Raw genomic sequence first — 25856 nt, forward strand, 5'->3', positions numbered from 1 at the left:
TATGTTTGATGAAATTAATCCTCAAGGACGTTTGCAAGACAAAGTTGCAATCATTACGGGTGCAGGTTGTGTGGGTCCGGGTTGGGGAAATGGTCGTGCAGCGGCAGTACTCTTTGCAAAAGCAGGAGCAAAAATTTTTGCCGTAGATCGTTCGATTGATGCAATGCAAGAGACTTTAAATCGTATTCAAAACTTTGATGGTGACGTGACACCTTTTGCGTGTGATGTGACTGACAGTCAGTCAGTCAAAGCCATGGTTGAAGCCTGCGTAGAGAAATATGGACGCGTAGATATTTTAGTGAATAACGTTGGTGGTTCTGCTGCTGGTGGTGCTGTCGCTCTATCAGAAGAGGCTTGGAACAAACAGCTCGACTTAAATTTAAAAAGTGTCTTTTTAACTTGTAAACATGCCATTCCCTATATGGAGCAACAAGGCGGTGGTTCGATTGTAAATACGGCTTCAACTTCTGGAATTCGTTTTACAGGTTCCCCGCAAGTTGCCTATGCCGCAAGTAAAGCCGCAATTATTCAATTATCAAAAGTGACTGCTGTCGAATATGCCCCTAAAGGAATACGTGTAAACACTATCTTGCCGGGTCAATTACATACGCCAATGGTTGAGGTCCGTTTAGCAGGGCAACGTACAGGCGGTGATGTGGATCAATTGCTTGAAAGTCGTTTAAAACGAATTCCCGCAGGCTTTATGGGAGATGGCCGTGATACAGCGTTTGCTGCTTTGTTTCTTGCAAGTGATGAAGCACGTTTTGTTACCGGAACAGAAATTGTGGTCGATGGCGGAATGACTGCACGCTGTGATTAAGGTGAATTCCGAGTAACTCCAAATATGTGAGCTGCATGGAATATTTGTTAAACCTAATAAGATTTGTTTAGGAAGTACTATGTCATTTAATTTGCCAAGAGGTTCATGGGATTGCCATTTTCATATATATGGGCCTTTTGATCGCTTTCCGTTACCTAAAGACGCTGCATATCACCCTGAACCAGCAACCTTTCAACAAATGCTTGAGTTGCACAAAAGTTTAGGAATTGAACACGGTGTTTTTGTTCAAGCCGTTGCCTACGGTTCAGATAACGCCATCATTTTAGATGCGATTGAACAAAGTAACTTTAATTATCGGGGTGTGGCTTTAGTAGATCACGATATTTCTGATCAACAGCTCATTGAATTAAAGCACGGTGGTATTTGTGGTATTCGCTTTAACATGATGGGGCATTTGCCTGGAAGTCGTGATCCGCAAGCACTACGTAGCTTGGTTGAGCGAGTTGCAAAGCTTGGATTGCATATTCAGATACACGGCAAAATTGAAGATATCCTACCTGCGATTGAAGCTTGGCAAGACATAGATGTCGATATTGTGATTGATCACATGGCGCGACCTAATTTACTCGATTCACAAGATGCAGAAAACACTTTTCATAAACTGCAACAAGTCATGTCGAATCCGAAGCATTGGCTAAAAATTTCCGGAATTGATCGTGCAATGAATGGTCAGCCTGCCAACACTTGGGAGGCTTCACTGAATTGGGTTCAAAAGTTAATCAAGCTTGCTCCAAACCGAGTGGTATGGGGAACAGATTGGCCTCATCCAAATATTAAAGGTGAGGTTCCTAATGATGATGAGCTTTTACAGTTTGCATTAAAAGCACTCGATACGCCCGAATTAAAACAAGCCGTATTTGTCGATAATCCTCGAAATTTATATTTCAAAGAAAATTAAAGTTCTAAAACCAATGAAGTATTCATTGAGTGAATACTTCTTCACTTAAAAGGAAGTAAAAATGAGTTTAAAAAAATTAGTCTCAGGAATGGGCTTATCAATTGCTATGGTCATACCAGCGCATGCAGCGCAATTAAATATTATTGCTTCTGGTTCTTTTCATGGTGCAATGGACACCCTGATTCCGATGTATGAGAAATTAACCGGAAATACGGTTCATATTGAATGGGGACCATCAGCTGGAAAGTCTCCTGAATCATTACCAATGCGGATTAAAAATAATGAAAAAATGGACTTGGCAATTATTTTGGATGATGCACTTAAATCTAATGAGTTAAGTCAAAATTTTGACTTAACTAGTCGTACTGAATTGGCAAATTCAAAAATTGGTTTGGCAGTGAGTAGAGGAACTAAAGTACCGCCGTTAAAAAATGAAGCAGACCTAAAGGCAGCCTTATTGTCAGCCCAAAAAGTTGCCTACTCTCAAGGTGCAAGCGGTGTCTATATTCGCTCAACCTTATTCAAAAAACTAAATATTGAACAAGAAATGCAAAAAAAAGGGCTTGAAGTACCAGGTAAAAAACTGGTTGGAGAAGTTTTAGTAGAACGCCAAGCCGATGTAGGAATGCAACAGATTAGTGAACTTAAACATACTAAAGGAATTACCTTTGTCGCACCTTTACCTGAAAGCTTGCAATACGTTAGTAAATTTTCCTCAGTCATTGCCAAAAAAGCTGAACATCCTGAAATCGCAGCTCAATTTGTACAGTTTTTAAAAACTAAACAAGCAGCAAGTATTTTGACTAAAAGTGGTTTGGAACCACTGGGTCAGTGAAAAATCGGCATGAAAAATACTTCACTGTAATTTTGGCGACATCGTTGAGTCTAATGACTTAAATCTATTTATTTAATTTTTAAACCACAATCATCTAAAACATGGAGTTGATTAAGATGAACAAAACCTTAGCTATTTTATCTACAGCAATATTATTAGCCACAGCAACGGTTACGGAAGCAAAACAAACAAATATCTCACCAGCGGCCCATACAACTGCCACTTCTAAGGTCAGCAGTGTGCCTTATGAGATGGTGAAGTATGGTGATGTCTCTATTCAAGCCTATGTACAAGGTAAGGGGCCTACTATTGTGATTATGTCGTCACTAGGACGTTCTGTACGTGACTATGATGTGGTTGCCCAAGATTTGGTTAAACAGGGCTTTAGAGTCATTCGACCGGAAGTTCGTGGAATTGGTTTAAGCCGTGGACCAATGGAAAAATTGCATATTCAAGACTATGGAAACGACGTTGCTGCAGTAATTGAACATTTTAAAGCTGGTCCTGCAATTGTAGTCGGCCATGCATGGGGCAATTTCCCAACCCGTATGGTTGCAACACAGCGTCCAGATCTGGTTAAAGGGGTGGTATTAGCAGGTGCTTCGGCTGGTAAAGTGCCAGAAGGATATAAAGGTAAACCAATCGGTCCTGAAATACGTGAGGCGATTGATAACGCTGGAAATGAAGAGCTTCCAGAAGCTAAGCGTATCGAATATTTAAAACGTGCGTTCTTTGCACCAATGAATGACCCACGCGTATGGTTAACTGGCTGGCACCACGAAGCACACGATGCACAAGGTTATGCGCGTAATAACACGCCTGTAGATGATTACTTTGCTGCTGGTAAAGCACCTATTTTAGATATTCAACCAGAATATGACACAGTTGCACCTAAACCTTTAAGAGGTGTTTTAAAAGGTGCTTTAGGTGACCGAGTGACTATTGTAGAAATTAAAAACGCAGGTCATGCCTTAGTTCCAGAGCAACCAAAGGCTTTAGCTGAGGCGATTGGTAAATTTGCTAAACAACAATTCGCTAAAAAATCATAGTCTTTTCTTAAAGAGTCGAACGTTATTGAGCGTTCGACTTTACTCATTCCTATGCATTATAGCTCTAAGGTTTCTCACATGATTGACAAAAGTAAGTCCTCACTAAGCGAGGCACTATCGCAGATTAAAGATGGTGCAACCATTCTGATTGGTGGTTTTGGTACCGCAGGACAACCCGCTGAACTCATTGACGGACTGATTGAACTGGGTGTTAAAGATTTAACTATTGTCAGCAACAATGCCGGTAACGGTGATTACGGTCTGGCGAAACTGCTTAAAGCCGGTTCAGTTAAAAAAGTGATTTGTTCTTTCCCACGTCAGGCAGACTCTTATGTGTTTGATGAGTTGTACCGTGCTGGAAAGGTCGAACTTGAAGTGGTGCCGCAAGGTAATCTGGCTTGTCGTATTCAGGCAGCAGGTATGGGGCTTGGGGCTGTGTTTACCCCAACAGGCTTTGGAACACTTTTAGCTGAAGGCAAAGAAACCCGTGAGATTGATGGGAAAGATTATGTACTTGAATATCCGATCAAGGCGGACTTTGCCTTGATTAAGGCTTACAAGGGCGACCGCTGGGGCAATCTGGTTTACCGTAAATCAGCACGTAACTTTGGTCCGATCATGGCGATGGCTGCTGATGTCACCATTGCTCAGGTTTCTGAGGTTGTAGAACTGGGTGGATTAGACCCGGAACACATCATCACCCCAGGTATCTTTGTACAGCACGTTGTACAAGTCGCACCCGCACAGTAAGCAATAAGGAGAAATAACATGAGCTACCAGAAACTCAGCCGTGACCAGATTGCAAAGCGTGTGGCACAAGATATTCCAGATGGCGCCTATGTGAACTTAGGCATTGGTTTACCGACCAAGATTGCAAGCTACCTACCTAACGACAAAGATATTTTTCTTCATTCTGAAAATGGCCTGTTGGCATTTGGCCCACCGCCAGCGGCAGGTGAAGAAGACCCTGAACTGATTAATGCGGGCAAAGAGTTTGTGACCATGCTTGAGGGCGGCAGCTTTTTTCATCATGGTGACTCATTTGCCATGATGCGTGGAGGTCACCTTGATATTGCCGTGCTTGGCGCATTTCAGGTTGCAGCCAATGGTGACTTGGCCAACTGGCACACCGGTGCACCGGACGCAATTCCTGCCGTGGGAGGTGCGATGGATTTAGCTGTAGGTGCCAAGAAAGTCTTTATCACTACAGACTATGTAACCAAGCAAGGTGAGCCGAAGATTGTCGCTGAGCTCACTTATCCAGTTACGGGTAAACAGTGTGTTGATCGTATTTATACGGATCTTTGTGTGATTGACGTGACCAATGATGGTTTAAAGGTGCTTGAGAAAGTGGAAGGTCTCAGCTTTGAAGAGTTACAGGCTTTAACGGGTGCAACTTTGATTGATGCCACTCAAGGGTAAGGTTTACATAACTTCAGATGACGAGTTAAAGCCAAAATTTTTTGTATAAGTAATACCTTACTTTTTAAGGATAAAAAGTAACAAAAATCCTTTGTTACTCAGACACAACAATCCCTGTTGTGCTGAGCAACGAGGCGACATCCATGTCACCAACGCGAAACACTGAATGGAACTCATTGAATACGGTTCTTACTTATTAATTTGGTTTTCACCGTAATTCGCTATTGTGACAGGCGACATGGATGTCGCCCGTTGAACAGGGAGGCATGGAAGCCTCCTCTGTTCAACAAAGGTTTTTGGTTACTTTTTCAAAAAAGTGACAAGAATTAGCTACTGGCATTTGACTCAATACAATAAGACTCCGTCATGATTACTTCGAATTTTGTAACTATGATCAGCACCAGCAAATGCTGGAAAGTCTAACGATGTAGCAATGACAGCAACAGATTTCAAAATGGAAATGTAAGAATGAAAAACGCTTATATCATCGATGCCATCCGTACCCCATTCGGCCGTTATGCCGGTGGTCTTGCACCTGTCCGTGCCGATGACCTTGGTGCTGTGCCGATTAAAGCACTCATGCAGCGTAACCCGAATGTAGATTGGGAACAGGTCGATGATGTGATCTACGGTTGTGCTAACCAAGCCGGTGAAGATAACCGTAATGTCGGCCGTATGTCAGCTCTCCTTGCAGGTTTACCGTATCAAGTGCCGGCAACGACTATTAATCGTTTGTGTGGTTCCTCACTCGATGCCATTGCCATTGCGGCCCGTGCCATTAAAGCGGGTGAAGCGAACTTGGTGATTGCAGGTGGTGTGGAAAGCATGAGCCGTGCACCCTATGTGATGGGCAAGTCAGATAGTGCTTTTGGCCGAAGCCAGAAGATTGAAGACACCACCATGGGCTGGCGTTTCATCAACCCAAAACTTAAAGAATTGTATGGTGTAGATACCATGCCCCAGACTGCCGAAAACGTGGCTGAACAGTTTAACGTCAATCGTGCAGATCAGGACCAGTTTGCCTTGGTGAGCCAACAACGCACCGCAAGCGCGCAAGCCAAAGGCTTTTTTTCTAAAGAAATCGTGGCAGTTGAAATCCCTCAGCGTAAGGGTGATGCTGTTGTGATTGATACCGATGAGCACCCACGTGCATCGACCACGCTTGAAGGTTTAAGCAAGCTTAAGCCTGTTGTGAAAGCAGACGGTACAGTTACGGCGGGGAATGCTTCAGGCATTAACGATGGTGCAGCAGCTCTGCTGATTGCTTCTGATGAAGCTGTTCAAACTTATAACCTCAAACCACGTGCCAAGATCATTGCTTCAACAGCGGTCGGTGTAGAACCACGTATTATGGGCTTTGCTCCGGCACCTGCAATTAAAAAATTACTTAAACAAGCCAACCTGACTTTAGAGCAGATGGATGTAATTGAGCTGAATGAAGCCTTTGCTGCACAGGCTTTGGCAGTGACCCGTGATTTAGGTTTGCCAGATGATTCTGACAAGGTAAATCCAAACGGCGGTGCGATTGCATTGGGTCATCCGCTTGGTGCATCAGGTGCACGCCTCGTGACCACAGCCTTAAACCAGCTTGAGCAAACAGGTGGTCGTTATGGCTTGTGTTCAATGTGTATTGGTGTTGGTCAAGGGATTGCTTTGATTATTGAACGTGTTATTTAAAAGGAAAAAATGAATGTTATTTTACGTACGAAAAGATGTGACTTTACCTAGCCATTTAACTGAGCAGGAAATTGAAGATATTAAAGCAAGAGAGCGTGCTTATTCCCAAGAAATTCAAAGACAAGGGAAGTGTCGTCACTTATGGAGAATCACAGGACAATACGCCAATATTAGTATTTTTGATGTTGAAAGTAATGAGGAACTACATAATCTATTACAAGGTTTACCTCTCTATCCTTATATGAAAATTGAAGTGATTGCTTTAAATAGGCATCCGTCTTCAGTGCGAGAAGGTGATTATTAATAGTTAATCACTCTTTTTTTAAAGCAAGAGTTTGAAAGCACGTTGTTTTTGATTTGGGATTTTTATTAAAAAGGAGTTAGACAAAACTTAAGTCTAACTCCTTACACAAATGAAAATTTATGATTTAGAAGGAATATATTTACGCATAGCAAAGATAAATAGCGTAACTAAAAGACTAAATCCAAAAACAGGTAAGCTTAGCCCTAACACGATTCCTACCAATATTAACCATAATTTTTGCGGCCCAGTTGCGCGGTTCCAAATCAATAAACTTTGACCAACAAAGTGAGTTGTCATGTGTTTTAAATTCGAGTTTTTAAACGCAGCTCTATATGCGTAAATAATCATGATACACAGCGCAAGCGCGTAAAGCGCCAGTACCAGTTGGTTTATCCAGCCAAATAAAACCCCAATATGCGCATCAACTCCCCAACGGGTGAGCTTTGCTACCAGCGAATAGTCTTTAAACGCAAGTTGATCGATAACTTTGTGTTGTTCCATATCAATGGCGATACTGTCTGCTTGAGTTGGCCATTTGCGCTGAATCTCGGCTACGGTCCAAGCTTGATTTCCACTGGTCGGTGGTTTGATTTGTATTTGTGCCGCGTCAATACCATGAGCTCTAGCTATTGAAAGAGCGCTATCGTACTCACTGGAAACGATATTTAAATTGAGATTTTCACTGTGTGGCATTTCGTGATGTTCATGGTGCATCACTGTAGGTAAATTATCTTCTTGAAGAGAAGTTGCTAATGTTGGGGTTTGCCAGTTCAGCCATTGACGAGCAACTCGAATATTATCTCCAGCCCATTCAGACCATGTAAGGCCCGTAATGGCGATTAATAATAAGAGTGGAAATAAAGTTAAACCCAGCGTGCTATGCCATCTCAATAATTTATTTTTTTGTGTTTGTCGGATTTTAAGATTTTGACGACGTTTCAACCAATTATATAGTCCAGTTAAAGTCAAAATAGCTAACCAGCTTGCTGCCAATTCACTATAAAAGCGTCCCCATTTACCTAGCAATAAATTACTATGCAGTTGATCAAGCGTAGTTCGAAACGGCAACACTCCACTCGTACCATAGACCGCTAGATGGCCTTGGGCTTTAAGCGTAAAAGGATCAATAAAAACGGCTTCACTCGTAAAATCATGTATTGGATCTGAAAAAATGACACGTGTTGTCTCACCAGCGCTTGGTGCTGGTCTAACTTCAATCACCTGTGCAGACTTAGGCATTACTTGCTTTGCGGCTTCAATTTGCTGGCTCAGCTTATGTGGCGGTTGATCCAGCGGCTGAACGTATAGAACATCTTTATAAATGGCTTGTTCGAGTTGAGGCGTAATGGCATAGAGTAAACCAGTAATTGCAGCAAACAAGATTAATGGTGCAATAAAAATACCAGCATAAATATGAATTAAACGGTAAAGACTACGCCAGAAGGATGATTGAGTCAGCATCAGAAAAGAGTGTCTATCAGGTGTTGGGGCGGATTATAGCGATTTATTTCTGTTGATGTTGAATGAGCTGTAAACATGATTAAATTATTTGACTCGCTTTTATGTAGGCTTTTTAGCCCAATCATTCAATAGTTTTTATTACTTGGTAAATTTGGCGTTTTTTTTGCTTACTATCTAAGACCTTATCTAACATACTTAATTTGATTGTTGTATAAATGATGATACAAACCGTTTTGCTCTCTTATAGTGTTTTTTTCACATGAAAAATGCACCAAATAGACACGTCTTTTTATTTTGCACCACATTTGTGCGCAAGATGCCGAAAATGAGATTGCTGGTTTCAATACTCACTTTATTCATCCTGTACGGATGCTCTTCATCTGAACAAAATAGAAAAACTCAAGAAAACTTAACAACTCATTCGATATGTGTTTTTGATAGTACAAATACAAAAGTCTGTGTAGCCAAACCAGCTCAAAGAATTGTTTCTTTATTTGAGTCGGGTTTAGATGGCTTATATATGCTAGGGCAAGGTCACAAAGTGATTGGTATACCAGCTGAAGTATACATCCAGCCTTTATTATTTAATGCCTATTCAAAAATAGATCAACGCATTGCCAATAAGCAGCTTGCGACACCTTCACAAGGTGCTAATGCAACCAATATTGAAAGTCTTGTGTTGTTAAAACCAGATCTGGTGATTGTAGGGAGTGGGCAAACCCAAACGATTGACCTGTTGCGGCAGTTTGGCATTGCTGTATATGTCATGGAGTCAGGTACTTACGAGCAAGTAAAAGAAGAATTATCTGAAATTGCGGTTTTAAGTGGTGCTCAAAAGCGCGCTCAGGAAATTTTAAATTTTTCGGATGAAGTTGTTGCAGAGGTCGCAGCCAAAACCGCACGTCAATCAAATAAGCAATCAATTTACTATGCATGGTCAGGAGGACGTATTTTTTCTACCTCTGGACGTGAGTCAATTACCAATGACTTTATTGAGCTGGCGGGTGCGTACAATATTGTTCAGACCAATGCCAATCAACCTAATGTAAACCCCGAGACATTAATTGAGTGGAACCCTGACAATATTGTGCTTTGGAATACCGATCCCAAACTGATTTATGAACGAAAAGAATTACAAGGCTTAAGTGCCGTACAAAATCGAAAAGTTTTTAATTTGAGTCCTGCATTTATATATAACCCACATACCATCAAAATTATTATTACAGCGATTTATCTAAATCACAGTATTTACCCTGAACAGTCTGATTTACCAGTAAGTGCTTTACAACAGCGTATTTTAAACAAGTTGTATGGTGAGCAGCTTGCCAAAGCGTTGGTGCAATGAATATGGAAAAGCTGAAATATTATTGGTTTTACCCGTTACCGTTCCTCATGATTTTTATCTCGTTGCTGATTGGGCCAACTCAGACCTTAAGTGCATGGGACTATGTGCTGTGGGGGGTGCAAGCTGTCTTCGGTACACCATATTTTGACGCGGAACAATTTAGACTGATGCAAAACATTCTAGTCAATGTCAGATTGCCCAGAATCTTACTCACCTTTATGGTGGGAGCTGCATTAGCAACTGCGGGGAATGGCTTGCAGGCATTATTTCGTAATCCCTTGGTTGACTCATATGTACTCGGTATTTCATCTGGAGCGGCGTTCGGTGCAGCTTTAGCACTTTCTTTAAGTTGGCTTTCGCCAAATCTATCAGCCTTTGTTTTTGGTGTGTGCGCTGTTGCCTTAACGTATTTATTCGCGCATCAAAAACATGAAAGCCAGACGTCTTTAGTGATGGTAATTTTATCGGGCATGATTGTTTCAGGGCTGTTTTTAGCAGGCCTTACGATTATTCAATATTTAAGTGATCCATTTAAACTGCAAGCAATAGTGCAATGGACCATGGGTAATCTACATCAAGCCTCTTGGCAAAAGGTTCAATATGCCGTGCTACCGATTTGTATTGGCCTTGCTGGATTATTTGCGATGCGTTGGCGCCTAAACTTAATGGCACTCGGTGCTGAAGAAGCGCAGGCGGTTGGAGTTAACCCGCGCTGGGAGCAGCTTATTTTAATTGCGCTGGTGACCGTATGTACTTCAACATCTGTGGCAGCGGCGGGCATTATTAGCTTATATGGACTGTTTATGCCGCATATTGTGAGAATGTTGGTGGGACCAGATCACCGCTACAGTATTCCTGCCAACATGATTTTAGGCGGTAGTTTTCTACTGTTGATTGATAACTTTTCTCGGGTTTTACTGACGTTTGAAATACCGATTGGTATTTTTACCATGTTACTTGGCGCGCCATTTTTCTTATTATTAATGAAAACACAGAGGACTCATTGGGCATGATTCAAATTGATCAGTTAAATTATGCCTATGGGCACAAACAGGTTCTCAAAAATATTCACTTGGAGTTTCCCGAAAATCAGTTTTCCGTCATTTTAGGGCGTAATGGTTGCGGAAAATCGACACTTTTTAAATTGATGGCGGGCCTAGAACCTGTAAAAGATGGGTTGATTCGTTACTATGGGAAACCACTATCAAACTTTAAAGGAAAAGATCGGGCTGCCTTACTCGGCTTTTTACCGCAGTTTCATAAAACCGTATTTCCATTTTTAGTTAAAGATGTGGTGATTACAGGGCGTGCCGCTTTTAGCCGATATAGACCTTCAAAATCAGACTGGGAACATGTAGATCAAGCTTTGCTTGATTTAGATATTGAGCATTTGCGTGACCGTCCTTATACCGAGCTATCAGGTGGTGAAAGGCAACTGGTTATGATTGCCCGCATTTTAGTGCAAGCCCCAAAAGTTATTTTGCTTGATGAACCAACCAACCATCTTGATGTTTATTATCAGTCTTATTTAATGAAAAAATTGCGTCAGTTGTCGCGGCAAAATTTTACGGTGATTGCGATTATGCATGATCCTAACTTGGCTTTTTTATTTGCAGATCATCTATTTTTTATGCGACAACATGAGGTGGTTAAGCCTGAGTCAAAAACACGAATAACCGATCCAAAGTTTTTAAAAAGTGTCTACGATGTTGAGTTTCATGAGGCCATGATTCAAGATAAAACCATTGTTATCCCTGATCATTCTTGGCTATAAATATGTTTGATTATCAGTTGGTTGAAAAATCTGACTACGATTCTGTGGTAGAGTTTGCGCTTTATACAAGACAGCAGCTATTCCCAGAAATTTATCATGGGCAAGTTCCCAAAGATTTACAAAATTTTGAGCAATATTATGTTCATGACCCATTGGGCTGCTTTATTACGGTAAAAGACCAAAACCGCATTATTGGCACCATTGCATATCAGGCATATGACCATCGTTTTGATTTAAATTTGCCGTCCAATACGGTAGAAGTGGTTAAGTTGTTTGTATTGCCTGAATACCGCCGTAAGGGCATCGCAACCAAGCTATGTGACATGTTGTTTAGCCATGCAAAAAACAATCGGATTACTAGCTTGTATTTACATACCCATCCATTTTTGCCAGCGGCTGAAGAGTTTTGGACTCTACAAGGATTTAAGGTGATTCAACGGGAATGGATCGATACCTATGACACCATTCATATGAGTAAATCTTTATAATTTATTAGAAAAATTTTATTTCAAAACTACCTGATTTATGGCGGGCAGAGTTATATCCGCTACTTTTAATAGTAGTTCTACTAGTCATGATTTTTGTAAATTAATTATTTTTTTCAATAGTTTGAATAATAATTTCTATTAAATAACTAATTTATAAACGCTCTAAAACCCTCAATTTTATGTCTTAAATGGCTTTGAAAAAAGTTTAAAAAATAGACTTGCAATATATAGTGGCTTTGTGCCACTATATATTTATCGAAGGTCATCAGACAAAAAGAGGATGATATGGCTATCCAGCTTTTAGATGCGGCAAGAAATGAAATTCCAGTGAAATTTTCGCAGTTTTCTGGTGGCGAGCGTCATGTTCAGATTGATGAGAAAACTTTAACTTCACTAGCTGGCAGAGTACTCGTTCGCGCACAAATGACCTCAAGTCATGATGTGATGGATTATTTACTACTTGAAAATATATTGCTGAATCAGGGCTTAACTGTTGACCTAGAAATTCCGTATTTTCCATATGCACGTCAGGACCGTATTTGTGCAGTAGGTCAAGCATTCTCGCTTGATGTGATGACGAAGCTACTCAACATCAATGTAGACAAAAAAGCGGGCAAACAAGGCAAAATCACTGTTTGGGACTGCCATAGTGAAGTAACAACAGTCTTGCTCGCTGCCAATACTTCTTTTAGCGAAGTTGTAAACGTCAGTTCAGTCGACATCATCACAAAGAGTGAAGCGCTAAGCACATTATTAAAAGATGAAAAAACCGTATTGATTTGCCCAGATAAAGGTGCAAAAGCACGTACACAAATGGTTGCAGATGCTTTTAATGTTGAGCGAAAACAACCCATCACTATTGTTCAGTGTGATAAAAAACGCGACCCAGTGACTGGCAAAATTTTGGGTACACATGTACATGCTTCTGATTTATCAGGCCTAACAGCGGTCATTACCGATGACATTTGTGATGGCGGTGCAACTTTTATTGGTATTGCTAAAGAACTCCGTCGCCTTAATTGTCACAAGGTCGTTCTATATGTGACCCACGGTATTTTCAGTAAAGGAATAGAGGTTTTTGATGGACTGCTTGACCAACTGTTTACCTCAGACAGCTTTCCACAACAACCATCAGACAAAATTTCAGTAATTGCTTTTGCAGCAAAATAAAGAGAATAAAGATGACGATTAAACTTAACCCATTAAATGCTATTGATTTTTATAAAGCGGATCACAGACGTCAGTATCCGGCAGGCACAGAGTATGTATACGCTAACTTTACGCCGCGTTCATCTCGACTCGCAAAAATGCTGCCTGACTTTGACGATAAAATTGTGTTTTTTGGACTTCAGGGTTTTATCAAACACTTTTTAATCGATACATGGAATGAAGGCTTTTTCAAGCAACCTAAAGACAAAGTGGTGGCTGCTTATAAACGCCGTATGGATAGTTCATTAGGTGAAGGCGCAGTACCTGTTGATCACATTGAAGCATTACACGACTTGGGGTATTTACCATTACGCATTAAAGCCTTGCCAGAAGGCAGTCGCGTCAATATGCGCGTACCTGTGCTCACCGTCATTAATACCGAACCGCGTTTTTTTTGGTTAACGAATTATATTGAAACTGTGTTAAGTGCTGAACTTTGGAAAAGCTGTACTACTGCCACAATTGCCTATGAATACAAACGCTTATTAACGAAATATGCTATTAAAACTGGCGCACCACTCGATTTTGTACCTGTGCAAGGACACGATTTTAGTAGCCGTGGTATGAGTGGCATTTATGATGCGGCGCAATCAGGCGTAGGTCACTTAACCAGTTTTATTGGAACAGACTCGGTTGCTTCTATTGACTACGCCGAAGAATATTACAATGCAACTGGTGTGATTGGGGTATCTGTACCTGCAACTGAACACAGTGTGATGTGTATGGGCACGGAAAACAGTGAGCTAGAAACCTTTAAGCGTTTAATCTGTGAGCTTTATCCGTCTGGTGTGGTTAGTATTGTGTCTGATACATGGGACTTTTGGCGAGTCATTACCGAGTTTACTGTGGCGTTAAAATCTGAAATTTTGGCAAGACAACCCAATGCTTTAGGTTTGGCTAAATTGGTTTTCCGTCCAGACTCTGGTGACCCTGTTAAAATTATTTGCGGTGACCCAGATGCCGAAGTTGGCAGTCCTGCCTACAAAGGTGCAGTTGAATGCTTATGGGAAGTGTTTGGAGGTACAACAACTGAGCAAGGCTATAAAGTACTGAATGAACGTGTCGGTTTAATTTACGGTGACTCAATTACTTTAGACCGCGCACAGCGTATTTTAGAAGGATTAGAAGCCAAAGGTTTTGCATCAAACAACTTGGTGTTTGGTATAGGCAGCTTTACCTATAACTACTTAACTCGCGATACCTTTGGGTTTGCTGTAAAAGCAACTTGGGGGCAGGTGAATGGTGTAGGTCGAGAGCTGTTTAAAGACCCGATTACTGACTCAGGCGTAAAAAAATCTGCGAAAGGTCTATTACGTATTGAAGAAAGTGAAAATGGTTTTACCTTATTTGATGAGCAAACAGCCGAACAAGAACAAGGCGGAGCACTAAAAACAGTCTTTGAAAATGGTAAACTTCAATATGAGTGTACTCTAGATCAAATTCGTGAGCGTTTATCTATCGTATAACTGAATTTAGATGAGCCGTTGCGTGTGTATCGGCTCATCGTTTTTATTGAGAGGCTGAACGTGACTATTCAAACTGAACAAGAATTCCTTGCCAGTTATGATCGCCGAGATTATGACGCACCTTTACTCACTGTAGATATGGCTATTTTCTCGGTATTTAATGGACAGTTGCAGGTACTCCTGATTAAGCGACCAAACTTCCCAGCCAAAGACCAATGGGCTTTACCGGGTGGCTTTGCCGATTTAAAGCATGATCAAGACTTAATGGCCACGGCTTATCGTAAGCTAGTCGAAAAAACTGGGATTGCTTCACCTTACTTAGAACAAGTTGCCTCGGTCGGTAATGCTAAACGTGACCCACGTGGTTGGGCGGTGACTATTTTGTATTTTGCTTTAATTGATTTTAATGCCTACCAACAACAAGCCTTGGCTGAATACAGCGAATGGGTGCCTGTAGCAAAAGCTCAAGATTTTGTATTAGCTTTTGATCACAATGAATTGCTCAGCTTAGCATTAGAGCGTTTAACCAATAAAACTCGCTATACCGCATTGCCAGCTAGTCTAATGCCCGAGTTATTTACACTAACCGAGTTACAAACCATTTATGAAATTATTCTTGGGCAATCTTTAGATAAAAAAGCGTTTAGACGCCGTATGATAGAAGCGGGCGCAGTTGAAGAAACTAACCACAGTAAAACCGTGGGTAAACGACCAGCTCAGCTTTACCGCTATGCACTCGATTCTTTTGATTTTATATTTCCTCGTTCACTCGAATTACCCAGAAATAAAGAGGCTGAAGATAAGCAAAACAATGAGCTTTCTGACTAGCGCATCTTGATGTACTTTTGTTTTATAATGCCGCGCTTATGATTGATGTCATGTTTTGATCAGCACTTTGCCTATGTCACACGTTTCTCCCTGCTTCCAGCAAAATCAGTTTTTTGTGTTGGTGGAATATCTCACTTCACTGCATGAGATTTATCCTGTGAAACATGAGTTCGCAGGATATCCAGCTGCAATGACATTGGCAGATCGCGTACATTCCGATCATGATATTGCGCCGCTTGAAGTCAGTAAAAGTTACCCCGACTCAATAGAGAAAGTCTTACACTTTTCAGGTAAGGCCCGAGACATACAAGACTTTGAGCAATTTTTAGAACAAGCCCAGTCAGCCAATATTCAAAACTTGTTATTGCTTACAGGCGATAAACTCAAAGAACATCATCATGGTCGAGATGGACAGCCTCGTAGTCGATACTTAGAGTCTGTAAATGCTGTAATGGCAGCCAAGCAGCATGGTGGGTTTCGTATTGGAGTTGCTTTTAACCCATTTAAATATGTTGAAGCTGAGCGTGATGCACAATATTTAAAACTGCATAAGAAGATTAAAGCAGGTGCTGACTTTATTATTACCCAATTGGGCTATGACATTGAAACCTTAAAGCAAGCTAAATCATTTTTAACCAAGCATGATTATTCGCAGCAAATACTCGCTTGTGTGATGCCACTGACTTTGGCACGTGCCAATTTTATGGTGAAACATAAAGTGGCAGGTATTGTCATTACTCCGCACATGTTAAAAGTCTTGGCAGACGAAAAACAGGCGGGACATACAAACCGAGTTTATTTACGCTGCGCTTTACAGATTTTGATATGTAAACATTTAGGGTTTGCAGGAATTCACTTATCTGCTTGTCATAAGCCAGAAGAACAAATGCTGCTTGAAAGCTACGTCGAGCAATATCGTCATCTGAAGCTTGAAGCTTTAGAAGAGCTTTGGAATTCACTGTGGCAAGTCACCACAGGCAAAGAGTTTGCACCTGAAATTAAGCATTTTTCACGTCAGCCGACCTCTAAACAAATCATTAAATATCGCCAGCTACATGTTATGCATGAAGCAATGTTTGGATCAAAAATTGCTAAAGGCGTCGGACGTTTTATTTTCAAGGCATCTTTTTGGGAAAATGCTTTGGTCGCAAAACTCTTACTTAAAACAGAAGTACTGAGTAAACATAGCCTAGTGGGTTGTGAAAGCTGTGGTCAGTGTCGCCTAAGCGATACTTTATATATTTGCCCTGAAACATGTCCAAAAGGTTTAGCCAACGGGCCATGTGGCGGTACAACTTTAGACCGCTGCGAATTTGGTGACCGTGAATGCATTCACTCTGTTAAAGCAAGGCTTGCTAAAGCCATTGAACAAACCGAAATATTAAAAGAAAAACTGATTCCAACTGTGCCTATTGAAACAAGGGGAACCAGCTCTTGGAAAAATTGGTATTTAGCGACTGAGGTATAAGTTGTATAACTTCCTTGATTTGATTTTGTTAAAAAATCAATTTATATGCTAAAGCACGGCGATAATTTAAAAATAACAATCGTTTGCCTTAATTATGTCCAATCAAAGTGATCACCTAGGAGTATACTTAAAGCAAATCTTTTGCGTTAAAAGAAAGGCTGTCTCAATGAAAAAGTTGGTTGCTGTACTTACTGTAATTGTTGTTTTAACTGGATGTGTCTACGACCCTGTTAATTACAACAAAATACACGACCAAGAGTTCCAAGATCACCTCAGGCAAAACGGTTAGTAATAAAAAACCCACTCAATGAGTGGGTTTCATTTGGAAGAAATTTTTAAGTTTTTAAATAAATAATCAAAACTCCTTAAATCACTATTTCCTAAATAAAAAAGAGTTACTTTTAACTCTTTTTTAGGTTTATTTTTCTTTTTAAGAATGTGTTTAAAAGGAATAGAAACTTGGGTTTTATCTAAAAATTTATATATCATTTTAATTAATATAAAGACTTATACATGTAAGAATCATAGCTTAGTAGTTTTATTAAAGTCAGTCGTTTTTATTAGTCTCATTTTTAGAAATCATAATATTTATATTTTATATGTATTCTAATTTTATAAGGATATAACGAGTATTACTAACTACTTTTTAAATTACAAAACATCTTAATTAACTTTACTTAAATTATACAAAGTAAAAATATTATTTTATAGCTGTATAACAAAGAAGGCTATCGATTGCACTTTTTACTATTTTTAAGTGTTGTATTAAGTGTTTGATTAATAATATTTATATATCAATTTATATATAAATTTATAAGTAGAAATGAGTTAGAATATAAAATTACATAATTTTTAAATATATTATTTATAAAATACTACCTATTGGCACAAAGAGAAAAAATATATGTCAAAGAGGTCAATGATATTTAATTAGCTTAAGAACCATAATTTGCACCAAATTTTACGCTGTCACGATTCATTGAATAAAACCAAGTGAAAAGTTACGTAAAAAAGACGCCAATATTTTATTGGGGTAAATAAAAAATCGAATATTACAAATACACGGAATGAATATGGATAACGTCGCTCAGCTAGAAACTGACACTAATTTCCAAAGTCGAAAGAAAATAACTTGGGGTGTTTTCAGCGTCCTTTTATTACTTTTAATTGCTGGTATCGTATATTATTTTTTTGTATACCGATTTTATCAATCTACTGATAATGCTTATGTACAAGCTGATGTGACTTGGGTCATGCCAAAGATTTCAGGCGAAGTGATTGAGTTATTAATTAATGATAATCAGGTGGTAAAAAAAGGGGAAACTTTAGCGGTATTAGATCATCGCGATTACCAAGCTCGCTATGATCAGGCCCGTTCTGTGGTCAGCTTAAAAGAAGCAGCGCTTGGCGTACAACAACAAAATGAAAAATCTGCTCGGTCTTCAATTACGGAAGCAAATAGTGGTGTAGTGGCAGCGCAAGCAGATTTATCCCGCTTAAAAAAAGATTTTGAACGTTATCAAGATTTATTAAAAGATGGGGTGATTACTCGTCAAAATTTTGAAGGTATTCAGTCTCAATATTTAACAGCTCAAGCGCAACTCAACAAGGCACAAGCCGCCGTCAATGCAGCAGAAGCTCAATTGGGAAGTTTACAGGCTAGTCGAGCGCAGCTTTTAGCAGATATTCAAAGTGCCAATGCAAATTTAAATCTGTATCAAGTCGATCTGGCTTCGTCAAAAGTGGTCAGTCCAGTAGACGGCAAAATCGGTAGTCTTGCAATACAGAAAGGCTCGCGTGTTTCTCCGCAAACGCGCTTAATGGCAATCATTCCTGAAAACAGTTTGTACGTACAAGCGAACTTCAAAGAAACCCAAATTGAAAAAATGCATATTGGTCAGAAAGTTGAATTAAAACTTGATGCTTACCCAAGCCTGACCTATAGCGGAAAAATTGAGAGTTTTTCACCAGCTTCTGGCGCAACTTTTTCACTCATGCCACCAGACAATGCCACTGGTAACTTTAACAAAGTTGTACAACGCATTCCTGTGCGTATTGCCATAGATTCAAGCCCGCATATTGATTTGATAAAACCTGGAATGTCGGTGAGCGCTACCGTTGACCTAAGAACTTAATAATAAAATTTTAGGTAATAACAAATGAATAAGCACCTTGAAGCCGAGTGGATGTTTCCCGCAAAGACGGCATGGGCAATTTTTGCGGCCATGATTTTTGGCAATTTCATGGCGATTCTTGATATTCAGATTGTGGCGAGTTCTTTAAACGAAGTTCAAGCTGGCATGAGTGCAAGTCGTTACGAAGTGACTTGGGTGCAAACGGTTTATTTAATTGCCGAAATTATTGCAATTCCAATGTCGAGTATTGTCTCGCGGGTGCTGTCAACACGGGTGTATTACACCATCTGTGCAATTGGTTTTACGGTCAGTTCTTTACTGTGTGCGTTGGCATGGAACTTAGAAAGTCTATTGGTATTCCGTGGCATTCAAGGTTTTATGGGCGGGGGGATGATTCCGACCTCAATGACTGCGTTGTACTTACTTTTCCCTGAAGCAAAACGTTCTTTGCCTTTGGTGATGTTTGGCATGATCAGCACTTTAGGTCCGGCCATTGGCCCAACCATTGGCGGCTGGCTCACCAATAACTTTTCATGGCACTGGATGTTCCTGATCAATATTATTCCGGGCATTATCATTGCCACCGTCATCTATTCAGGGCCAAATATCGACCGTGCGAACTATTCACTCATCAAAGGTATGGACTGGTTTAGCCTCGTTGGTATGGCGATGTTTTTGGGTGGGCTTGAATATTTTCTTGATGAAGGTGCACGACATGACTGGCTTGCAGACACAGGTGTTCGTATTGCTTTTATGATCTGCATTGTAGGCGGCATGATTTTCTTCTCTAGAAGCTTCACCCAGCCTAAGCCTTTGCTCGATTTATCCGTATTTAAAAATAAAAACTTTACCTTAAGTGCCATTACAACTTTTGTGATTGGTATGGCGCTCTATGGCTTGGGTTACATGATTCCCGTGTTTCTTGGGCAAGTCCGAGAAATGAACAGTAGCCAAATTGGTCATGTCATGATGGTGACAGGCATTGTCATGTTCTGCTTTGCGCCGTTCCTCGCATGGCTGATTCCAAATTTTGATACCCGAAAAACCGTATTTGTCGGAATGATTCTGGCGGGTTTTGGTGTATGGCTCAATTCGCACCTCAGCATTCACAGCGATTACGACTTTATGTTTTGGCCACAAATTTACCGTGGTATTGGCCTCATGATCTGCCTGATTGTAGTTTCACATTTAGCCATGAGCACTTTACCACTCAGCAAAGTAGCCGATGCCAGCGGAATTTATAACCTCATGCGCAATATCGGCGGTGCGGTTGGACTGGCACTGATTAACTCATCATTAGATTGGCTCACTGCACTACATGTTACCCAGATTAATCAGTCGATGACACCGCAGAACTGGATCTTTATAGAAAGGCTGGATCAGCTCACGGCGCAATATCAGGAAGTTGGATCAAACGCACAGCAAATCGCGCTCAGTGTGATTTATCGAGACATTCATTTTCAAGCACTGACATCGAGTTTTAATGACTTATTACGCATGCTCGCAATCATCATGTTTGTGACCGCCTTTTTAACCATCTTTATGGATCGGGGGAAGAAAATGAATATGTAGCGATTTAGAAATAAAGAGCAGCTTTCAAAGAATGAAAAACAATAGGGCATATCAAAACATATCCCTTCATAGAAAAAGAACATTGAGATGAGTTTTCTAAAATCGGTTGATGAGGTCGGGGAACTCGCAAATTAGAGGTGGAAGGTTAAAGGATTATGATTAATACAACGTATAAACTGATTTCAAAATTGAACCTGAAAAACACGACTTATGGGCAATATTTTGAAAAGGAACAAATCGATACAGAGCGATTAAAAGTGATGTATTCCATTTACGAACAGTATTATGAAAATACGAGATTTTCTATTTTCGTAGATGATTTCCAAAATAAAAGCGGTGCAATCTTAATTTTTGACTCAGAAACAGATGAGATTGTCGGTTTCTCTACTGTTGTTGTGCAGCATTTCTACTTAAATGGTAAGGACTACACCGTGTTATTTAGTGGTGATACGGTTATTTTGAAAAAGTTTTGGGGCACGCGTAGTCTGCAAAGTACCATGCTCAAACTGATGATTAAGCTTCGAATCAAATATCCATTTAACGAACTCTATTGGCTCTTGATCTCTAAAGGCTATAAGACTTACCTGTTACTCGCCAATAACTATTATGTCTATTACCCAAATATTAAAGATGAAAACCAGCATCTCTCGGAAGTTGTCGAGCACTACTGCGAGAAATTCTTTGGCGAATACTATGACCGTGAAGCGGGCCTTTTAAATTTTGGTGATGACTATCAGCCATTAAAGGGCGAAGTCGCACCAATTACTGCCGAAATGAGAGAGAAAAATCCAAATATTCATTTCTTTGAGCAGATGAATCCAACATGGAAAGCAGGCACAGAACTACCGTGTATTGGTCGATTAGGTTGGAAAGACATTGCTCGTTTCCCAGTGAAGCTAATGACCAAACCTACAAGTAAGGGAAGATTTGAAGCTTGTGTAGCCCATAAAACAAAACGTAGAGAGGCCATCCAATGAAATCTAATGAATGGCTCACTTTAGGTTCACATCTAGTTTTAAAAAAATGGTGTGATGCAACTGACCGTAATTTTCAAAAACAGTTTAATGCTTTAGAGACAACGCAACGTCAAATTCTGCATTCAATTTTACAGAACTCGACCTTTGCCAAAGATAAAAAAGTTCAAAACTATGAGCAGTTTGTAAAATCATTTCCTGCGACACGTTACGGCGCATGGCGAGAAGACATTCAACGTTATCGTGAACAAAAACTGTCATTGTCTAGCAGTAAGCTGGTGCGTTTCCAGCCGACCAGTGGTTCGAGTGAACAAATCAAGTTTATTCCATACACCAAGCTATTTTTAGATGAACTTGACCATGCGATTGCGCCGTGGATGGCAAGTTTATACCGTAAATGCCCACAGTTGAGTTCGGGCACACATTACTGGTCGGTGTCATGGTTGCCTGAAAGCCAGCGTGAAGTTTTAAAAGACAAAAACTTAAATGATGATAGTGCTCTACTCGGTGTAGGTAAGCGAATTTTATCTAAGTTTACTCAAGCGGTTCCAAGTAATGTTGCATTTGCCGCCAACGCGGATGATGCACTCTTTGCCACCATTTGTTATTTGGTCGCAAACCGTAACTTAGCCATGATTTCGGTGTGGAGCCCAACGTTTGCGCTGCAATTGCTGGAACGTTTGGAGTCACTGCAAAAGGACGTCATTGATGTTTTACAAAGTGGTTCATGGGGCAACCGTCAGGCTTCATTAAAAGAAGTCACTGCACCGCATAGCCCTAAAAGTGCTCAAGCATTAATGGCAAGTTCAAACGGCGAACAGATCGACTTTAAAAAGCTCTGGCCAAAGTTAAGTCTGGTGTCGAGCTGGGATACCGCAGGTTCAAAAGCTTGGGCTGAAAAATTAAAAGAGAAATTGCCCAGTGTTCAGTTTGAAGGCAAAGGTCTATGGGCGACCGAAGGTGTAGTCACGATTCCCTATAACGACCAATACCCGCTGGCATATCAAAGTCATTTCTACGAATTTGAATATTTAGAAGGTGATAAACAAGGTCAAATCATTCCATCTTGGCAGCTTAAAGAGGGTGATGTGGTGAGTCCGCTGATTACCTCTGGTAATGGTTTGCTTCGTTACTGTCTGGATGATTGCTTACGGGTTACGGGCTTTATAGAGCAAATTCCGTGTTTTGAGTTCCAAGGCCGCCGTTTTGGTGTAGATCTGGTCGGTGAAAAACTTGCGCCCGAAACCGCCCAGCAGTTGTTGTCACAATTAAATGAAACAGAATCGAAAGCGATTTCTTTACTTGCGATTGATACCCAGCAACAGGTTAAGCCATTTTATTGCGTGCTTTTTGAAGGTGAAATTCACCACAGCATTAGCAACGAATATATCGACAGTATTTTGCGTCAGAACTTCCATTACGAGCTTGCACGGAACTTAGGACAGCTTGACCAACCTCAGATTCGCCAAGCCAATAATGGCTGGAATGCCTACAAAAAACTGGTCATGTTTGATGGCATTATTGAAGGCAATATCAAGCCTGAGCCACTCAAAAAAGTCACTCTCAATAGTTTGGAACAACTATGAAAGGGATGAAGCCATTTAATACTCGGTTTTTAACACTTCGACACGCTTTATATTTAGGCGTGTTGATTGTGTCGAATACACATGCTATGACTTTAGATGAGGCTTTATCTGCCAGTTTAAGGCACGAAAGTCAGCTTGAAGTCAGCCGTTTAAGCGTGAACCAGTCTACCGCTATGCTAGAACAAGCCAAGCAGCGTGACGGTCTCAAAGTCAATTTAGTCGGACAACTGGACTATGAAAGAATAGATACACCTCCACACGTCCTGTTTCCAACCGAAGGAAACCGTAAAGGCCGAAGTTTGCAATTACAGGCTGATTATCCGATCTATACCTCTGGCCGACACCGTTTAGGAATTGATGTTGCCGAAAGTCAGCTTTCTGCACAAAACCAAGGTTTGTCAGATCAGAGATCGGAAACCATTTTAAACACCGTGATGGTCTATACCGACGTATTAAAGAAGAAAGCCATTTTAGAACTCAGAAAAAAGACCATGGCAAATCTGCAACGGTCTTTATATGAGTCGAAACGCCGTTTTGACGTGGGCATGATTACCCGTGCAGACTTGGCTCAAGTTTTGGCGCAAGTCGCACAAGGCCAAGCCGATATTACACAGGCTCAATCTAACCTGACCGTAAGTCAAGCACAGTTTTACCAAGTAACGGGTGTAACGCCTGACAACCTTGTTGCGATTAAACAACTACCCGCTATTCCCGCTAACCTAGATGAAATTTTGGCACAAACCAAAAACCATCCGGCTCTCATGCGTAGCAAATATGAAAAGCAGGCTGCCGAGAAACAATACGCTTTAACCAAACGCGAACTCTGGCCAACAGTGATGCTCACCAGCCGTGCCGGAAAGCAAGATGAAGCAAGCTATATTGGTTCGGAAAGTAATAACTATATGGTTGGGGTGCAGCTTAATGTACCGCTCTATGACGATGGTTTAAATCGGGCCAATGTCAAAAAAGCGCAGGCCGATATCGATTTGGCTAACCAAAAAACGCGAAGTCTTGAACTAGATTTAAATAAGCGAACACGCACGACCTATGCGCAGCTTCAAACCATTCGACAAAATAAAGAAGCACTGGCAAATGCCATAGAAGCAGCGTCTATTGCCTTTGTCTACACACGTAAAGAGTTTGATGTGGGCACTAAAACCACGTTTGATTTGCTCAATACCGAGCAGAAATTACTCGATGTTCAAACCCAAAAAACCGTGAATGATCAAGACGAAGTGGTGTTTGTCTATCAGTTACTCGACCAAATGGGGCGTTTAAATAACTTGGTTCCCGTACAAACTGCACAACAGGTGAATAATGAATAAAACAAATACACCGCTTACTGATAATACGCTGATTACCCGTGAAGCAACTTTGGCAGATGATCAGGCTTTACGAGAGTTAATTGCCGTACCGATGACCACCAAAGGCATACAAATTAGCTTTCAGCGTGAACCGAGTTATTTTAGGGCGTCCGACATTGTCTATCGGCATAAACTGCACGTCGTGATTGAAGACACTGAGAGTCAAAAGAAGGTGGCTTGTTATAGCAACGGATACCGTCCGTGTTACGTCGACCGAACCGTTCAAAATTTAAGATATGCGGGAGATTTACGGGTAGACCATAGCTATCGTGGTAAATCACTGGTAAAGGTTTTAGGCAAGCATGTAAAAGATACGATGCACGCACCTAACTTTAGCCAAATGATTATTTTTGATGATAACCATGCCGCGCGCGCTGCCATCCAAACGGGAAAAACGGGAATGCCTGATTATTATGACGAAGGACTTATCGAGACATTGAGTCTAACTGACTTGGGCGCGAAACGAAAAATCACAGCATTTTTAAAACAGGCTGCTAAGCAAAGTGATCTTGAAGAGATTCGTAGCTGTATAGCCGAAGCCAAACATGTACCCGCAATGAATCAGTTTATTGCCGACATGGCCGAGTTTTATAACTTTATTCCAGCTTATAACTTTGAAGAACTGGCGCAAGGACATCAGTATTTTTCAGGAATAAAACTCTCAGACTTTTCACTTTACTTTAAATGTGAAAAACTGGTGGGGATGTTTGGTCTATGGGATCAGCATACGATTAAGCAAACTAAAATTTTGCATTACAGCTCAGCCATTGGCGTGCTTAGACCCATTTACAACTTGTTGACTCCGCTAACTAAAGGCATGCGTTTGCCTAAACTCGGCGACTCTATTCAGTACCATGTGCTACATACCCTCATGTGCCATCCCGAAGATTTGGCTTTGCATCATAAAATGCTTGAAGATGCTTATAGCAAGTCAAAACAGCAGGGCGTTGGTGTGGTGAGTTTTACGCTTTCCCATAAAGACCCGCGTTATCAGTTAAACCAGTTTTATAAAGGAGAGCGCCTAACAGGGATGCATGGATTTATTAGTTTTGAAGGCGACCCAAGACCACATTTTGATAAAAACCTGATTCCATACTTAGAGGTTGGGCGTATTTAATCTTAAGAGAGTTTCGCCGTAGGTTATTAATGCGCAAAATTTT

The 25856-nt window shown here is 40.7% G+C and carries 24 protein-coding genes and 1 pseudogene; 24 read left to right on the forward strand and 1 reads right to left on the reverse strand.

The window, feature by feature from the left end; translation table 11 throughout:
• The first annotated feature begins 1 nt into the window (after position 1).
• The 8 genes from SOI81_RS07985 to catC all read left to right on the forward strand — a co-directional run bounded on the left by SOI81_RS07985 (position 2) and on the right by catC (position 7026).
• Positions 2-820: an SDR family NAD(P)-dependent oxidoreductase gene (locus SOI81_RS07985; protein WP_239975857.1), complete on the forward strand. Its 819-nt coding sequence runs from the start codon at positions 2-4 to the stop codon at positions 818-820.
• 79 nt (positions 821-899) lie between these two features.
• Positions 900-1739 (forward strand): amidohydrolase family protein, encoded by an 840-nt coding sequence (locus SOI81_RS07990; protein WP_239975856.1) that lies wholly within the window; start codon positions 900-902, stop codon positions 1737-1739.
• 61 nt (positions 1740-1800) lie between these two features.
• Complete coding sequence (locus SOI81_RS07995; protein WP_239975855.1) at positions 1801-2574, forward strand: substrate-binding domain-containing protein; 774 nt, start codon at positions 1801-1803, stop codon at positions 2572-2574.
• A 116-nt stretch (positions 2575-2690) separates the two neighbouring features.
• The gene (locus SOI81_RS08000; protein WP_239975854.1) at positions 2691-3623 is read left to right on the forward strand and encodes an alpha/beta fold hydrolase; all 933 of its coding nucleotides are present in this window, start codon (positions 2691-2693) and stop codon (positions 3621-3623) included.
• A 78-nt stretch (positions 3624-3701) separates the two neighbouring features.
• On the forward strand, positions 3702-4373 hold the full coding sequence (locus tag SOI81_RS08005) for a 3-oxoacid CoA-transferase subunit A (RefSeq protein WP_163118584.1): 672 nt from the start codon (positions 3702-3704) through the stop codon (positions 4371-4373).
• 18 nt (positions 4374-4391) lie between these two features.
• A complete protein-coding gene (locus SOI81_RS08010) occupies positions 4392-5045 on the forward strand; it encodes a 3-oxoacid CoA-transferase subunit B (protein ID WP_239977154.1) in 654 nt (217 codons plus the stop codon).
• 468 nt (positions 5046-5513) lie between these two features.
• The gene (gene pcaF / locus SOI81_RS08015) at positions 5514-6722 is read left to right on the forward strand and encodes a 3-oxoadipyl-CoA thiolase (RefSeq protein ID WP_239977156.1); all 1209 of its coding nucleotides are present in this window, start codon (positions 5514-5516) and stop codon (positions 6720-6722) included.
• A gap of 13 nt (positions 6723-6735) precedes the next feature.
• Positions 6736-7026, forward strand: coding sequence for a muconolactone Delta-isomerase (gene catC / locus SOI81_RS08020; protein WP_016140968.1), 291 nt, complete (start codon positions 6736-6738; stop codon positions 7024-7026).
• 117 nt (positions 7027-7143) lie between these two features.
• Here the strand turns inward: catC and SOI81_RS08025 are convergent, their stop codons facing one another.
• Complete coding sequence (locus SOI81_RS08025; RefSeq protein WP_239977158.1) at positions 7144-8487, reverse strand: PepSY-associated TM helix domain-containing protein; 1344 nt, start codon at positions 8485-8487, stop codon at positions 7144-7146.
• A gap of 325 nt (positions 8488-8812) precedes the next feature.
• Between SOI81_RS08025 and SOI81_RS08030 the strand changes: the two genes are divergently transcribed.
• The 16 genes and pseudogenes from SOI81_RS08030 to SOI81_RS08105 all read left to right on the forward strand — a co-directional run bounded on the left by SOI81_RS08030 (position 8813) and on the right by SOI81_RS08105 (position 25813).
• Complete coding sequence (locus SOI81_RS08030) at positions 8813-9832, forward strand: ABC transporter substrate-binding protein (RefSeq protein WP_320541574.1); 1020 nt, start codon at positions 8813-8815, stop codon at positions 9830-9832.
• Positions 9833-9834: 2 nt separating this feature from the next.
• Entirely contained in the window at positions 9835-10845 is a 1011-nt protein-coding gene (locus SOI81_RS08035; protein WP_239977160.1) for a FecCD family ABC transporter permease, read from the forward strand.
• Positions 10842-11606 (forward strand): ABC transporter ATP-binding protein, encoded by a 765-nt coding sequence (locus tag SOI81_RS08040; RefSeq protein ID WP_239977162.1) that lies wholly within the window; start codon positions 10842-10844, stop codon positions 11604-11606. The genes SOI81_RS08035 and SOI81_RS08040 overlap by 4 nt, the downstream gene beginning before the upstream one ends.
• A complete protein-coding gene (locus SOI81_RS08045) occupies positions 11603-12094 on the forward strand; it encodes a GNAT family N-acetyltransferase (protein WP_239977192.1) in 492 nt (163 codons plus the stop codon). Before SOI81_RS08040 ends, SOI81_RS08045 begins: the two co-directional genes overlap by 4 nt.
• Positions 12095-12102: 8 nt before the next feature.
• A pseudogene (locus tag SOI81_RS08050) lies at positions 12103-12198 on the forward strand (sulfite exporter TauE/SafE family protein); the annotation flags it as partial.
• Between the two features lie 181 nt (positions 12199-12379).
• A complete protein-coding gene (locus SOI81_RS08055) occupies positions 12380-13264 on the forward strand; it encodes a phosphoribosyltransferase family protein (RefSeq protein ID WP_320541524.1) in 885 nt (294 codons plus the stop codon).
• Positions 13265-13275: 11 nt separating this feature from the next.
• Entirely contained in the window at positions 13276-14769 is a 1494-nt protein-coding gene (locus SOI81_RS08060; RefSeq protein ID WP_320541525.1) for a nicotinate phosphoribosyltransferase, read from the forward strand.
• A gap of 60 nt (positions 14770-14829) precedes the next feature.
• A complete protein-coding gene (locus tag SOI81_RS08065; protein WP_320541526.1) occupies positions 14830-15597 on the forward strand; it encodes an NUDIX domain-containing protein in 768 nt (255 codons plus the stop codon).
• Positions 15598-15670: 73 nt separating this feature from the next.
• On the forward strand, positions 15671-17065 hold the full coding sequence (locus SOI81_RS08070) for a methylenetetrahydrofolate reductase C-terminal domain-containing protein (protein WP_320541527.1): 1395 nt from the start codon (positions 15671-15673) through the stop codon (positions 17063-17065).
• A 166-nt stretch (positions 17066-17231) separates the two neighbouring features.
• Complete coding sequence (locus SOI81_RS08075; RefSeq protein ID WP_000737387.1) at positions 17232-17354, forward strand: hypothetical protein; 123 nt, start codon at positions 17232-17234, stop codon at positions 17352-17354.
• Positions 17355-18138: 784 nt separating this feature from the next.
• Positions 18139-19200 carry an HlyD family secretion protein gene (locus SOI81_RS08080; protein ID WP_320541528.1) on the forward strand — a complete coding sequence of 354 codons (1062 nt, stop codon included), beginning with the start codon at positions 18139-18141 and terminating at the stop codon, positions 19198-19200.
• Between the two features lie 24 nt (positions 19201-19224).
• Complete coding sequence (gene emrY, locus SOI81_RS08085; protein WP_320541529.1) at positions 19225-20772, forward strand: DHA2 family efflux MFS transporter permease subunit; 1548 nt, start codon at positions 19225-19227, stop codon at positions 20770-20772.
• A gap of 188 nt (positions 20773-20960) precedes the next feature.
• Positions 20961-21749 (forward strand): hypothetical protein, encoded by a 789-nt coding sequence (locus SOI81_RS08090; RefSeq protein ID WP_239970376.1) that lies wholly within the window; start codon positions 20961-20963, stop codon positions 21747-21749.
• Positions 21746-23332 carry a GH3 auxin-responsive promoter family protein gene (locus SOI81_RS08095; RefSeq protein WP_320541530.1) on the forward strand — a complete coding sequence of 529 codons (1587 nt, stop codon included), beginning with the start codon at positions 21746-21748 and terminating at the stop codon, positions 23330-23332. Before SOI81_RS08090 ends, SOI81_RS08095 begins: the two co-directional genes overlap by 4 nt.
• Positions 23329-24657 (forward strand): TolC family protein, encoded by a 1329-nt coding sequence (locus SOI81_RS08100; RefSeq protein ID WP_320541531.1) that lies wholly within the window; start codon positions 23329-23331, stop codon positions 24655-24657. The genes SOI81_RS08095 and SOI81_RS08100 overlap by 4 nt, the downstream gene beginning before the upstream one ends.
• Positions 24650-25813, forward strand: coding sequence for a hypothetical protein (locus SOI81_RS08105; protein WP_320541532.1), 1164 nt, complete (start codon positions 24650-24652; stop codon positions 25811-25813). The genes SOI81_RS08100 and SOI81_RS08105 overlap by 8 nt, the downstream gene beginning before the upstream one ends.
• Positions 25814-25856: the final 43 nt, after the last annotated feature.

Origin of the sequence: Acinetobacter pittii, from assembly GCF_034067285.1 — a bacterium.
Lineage (GTDB): Bacteria > Pseudomonadota > Gammaproteobacteria > Pseudomonadales > Moraxellaceae > Acinetobacter > Acinetobacter pittii_E.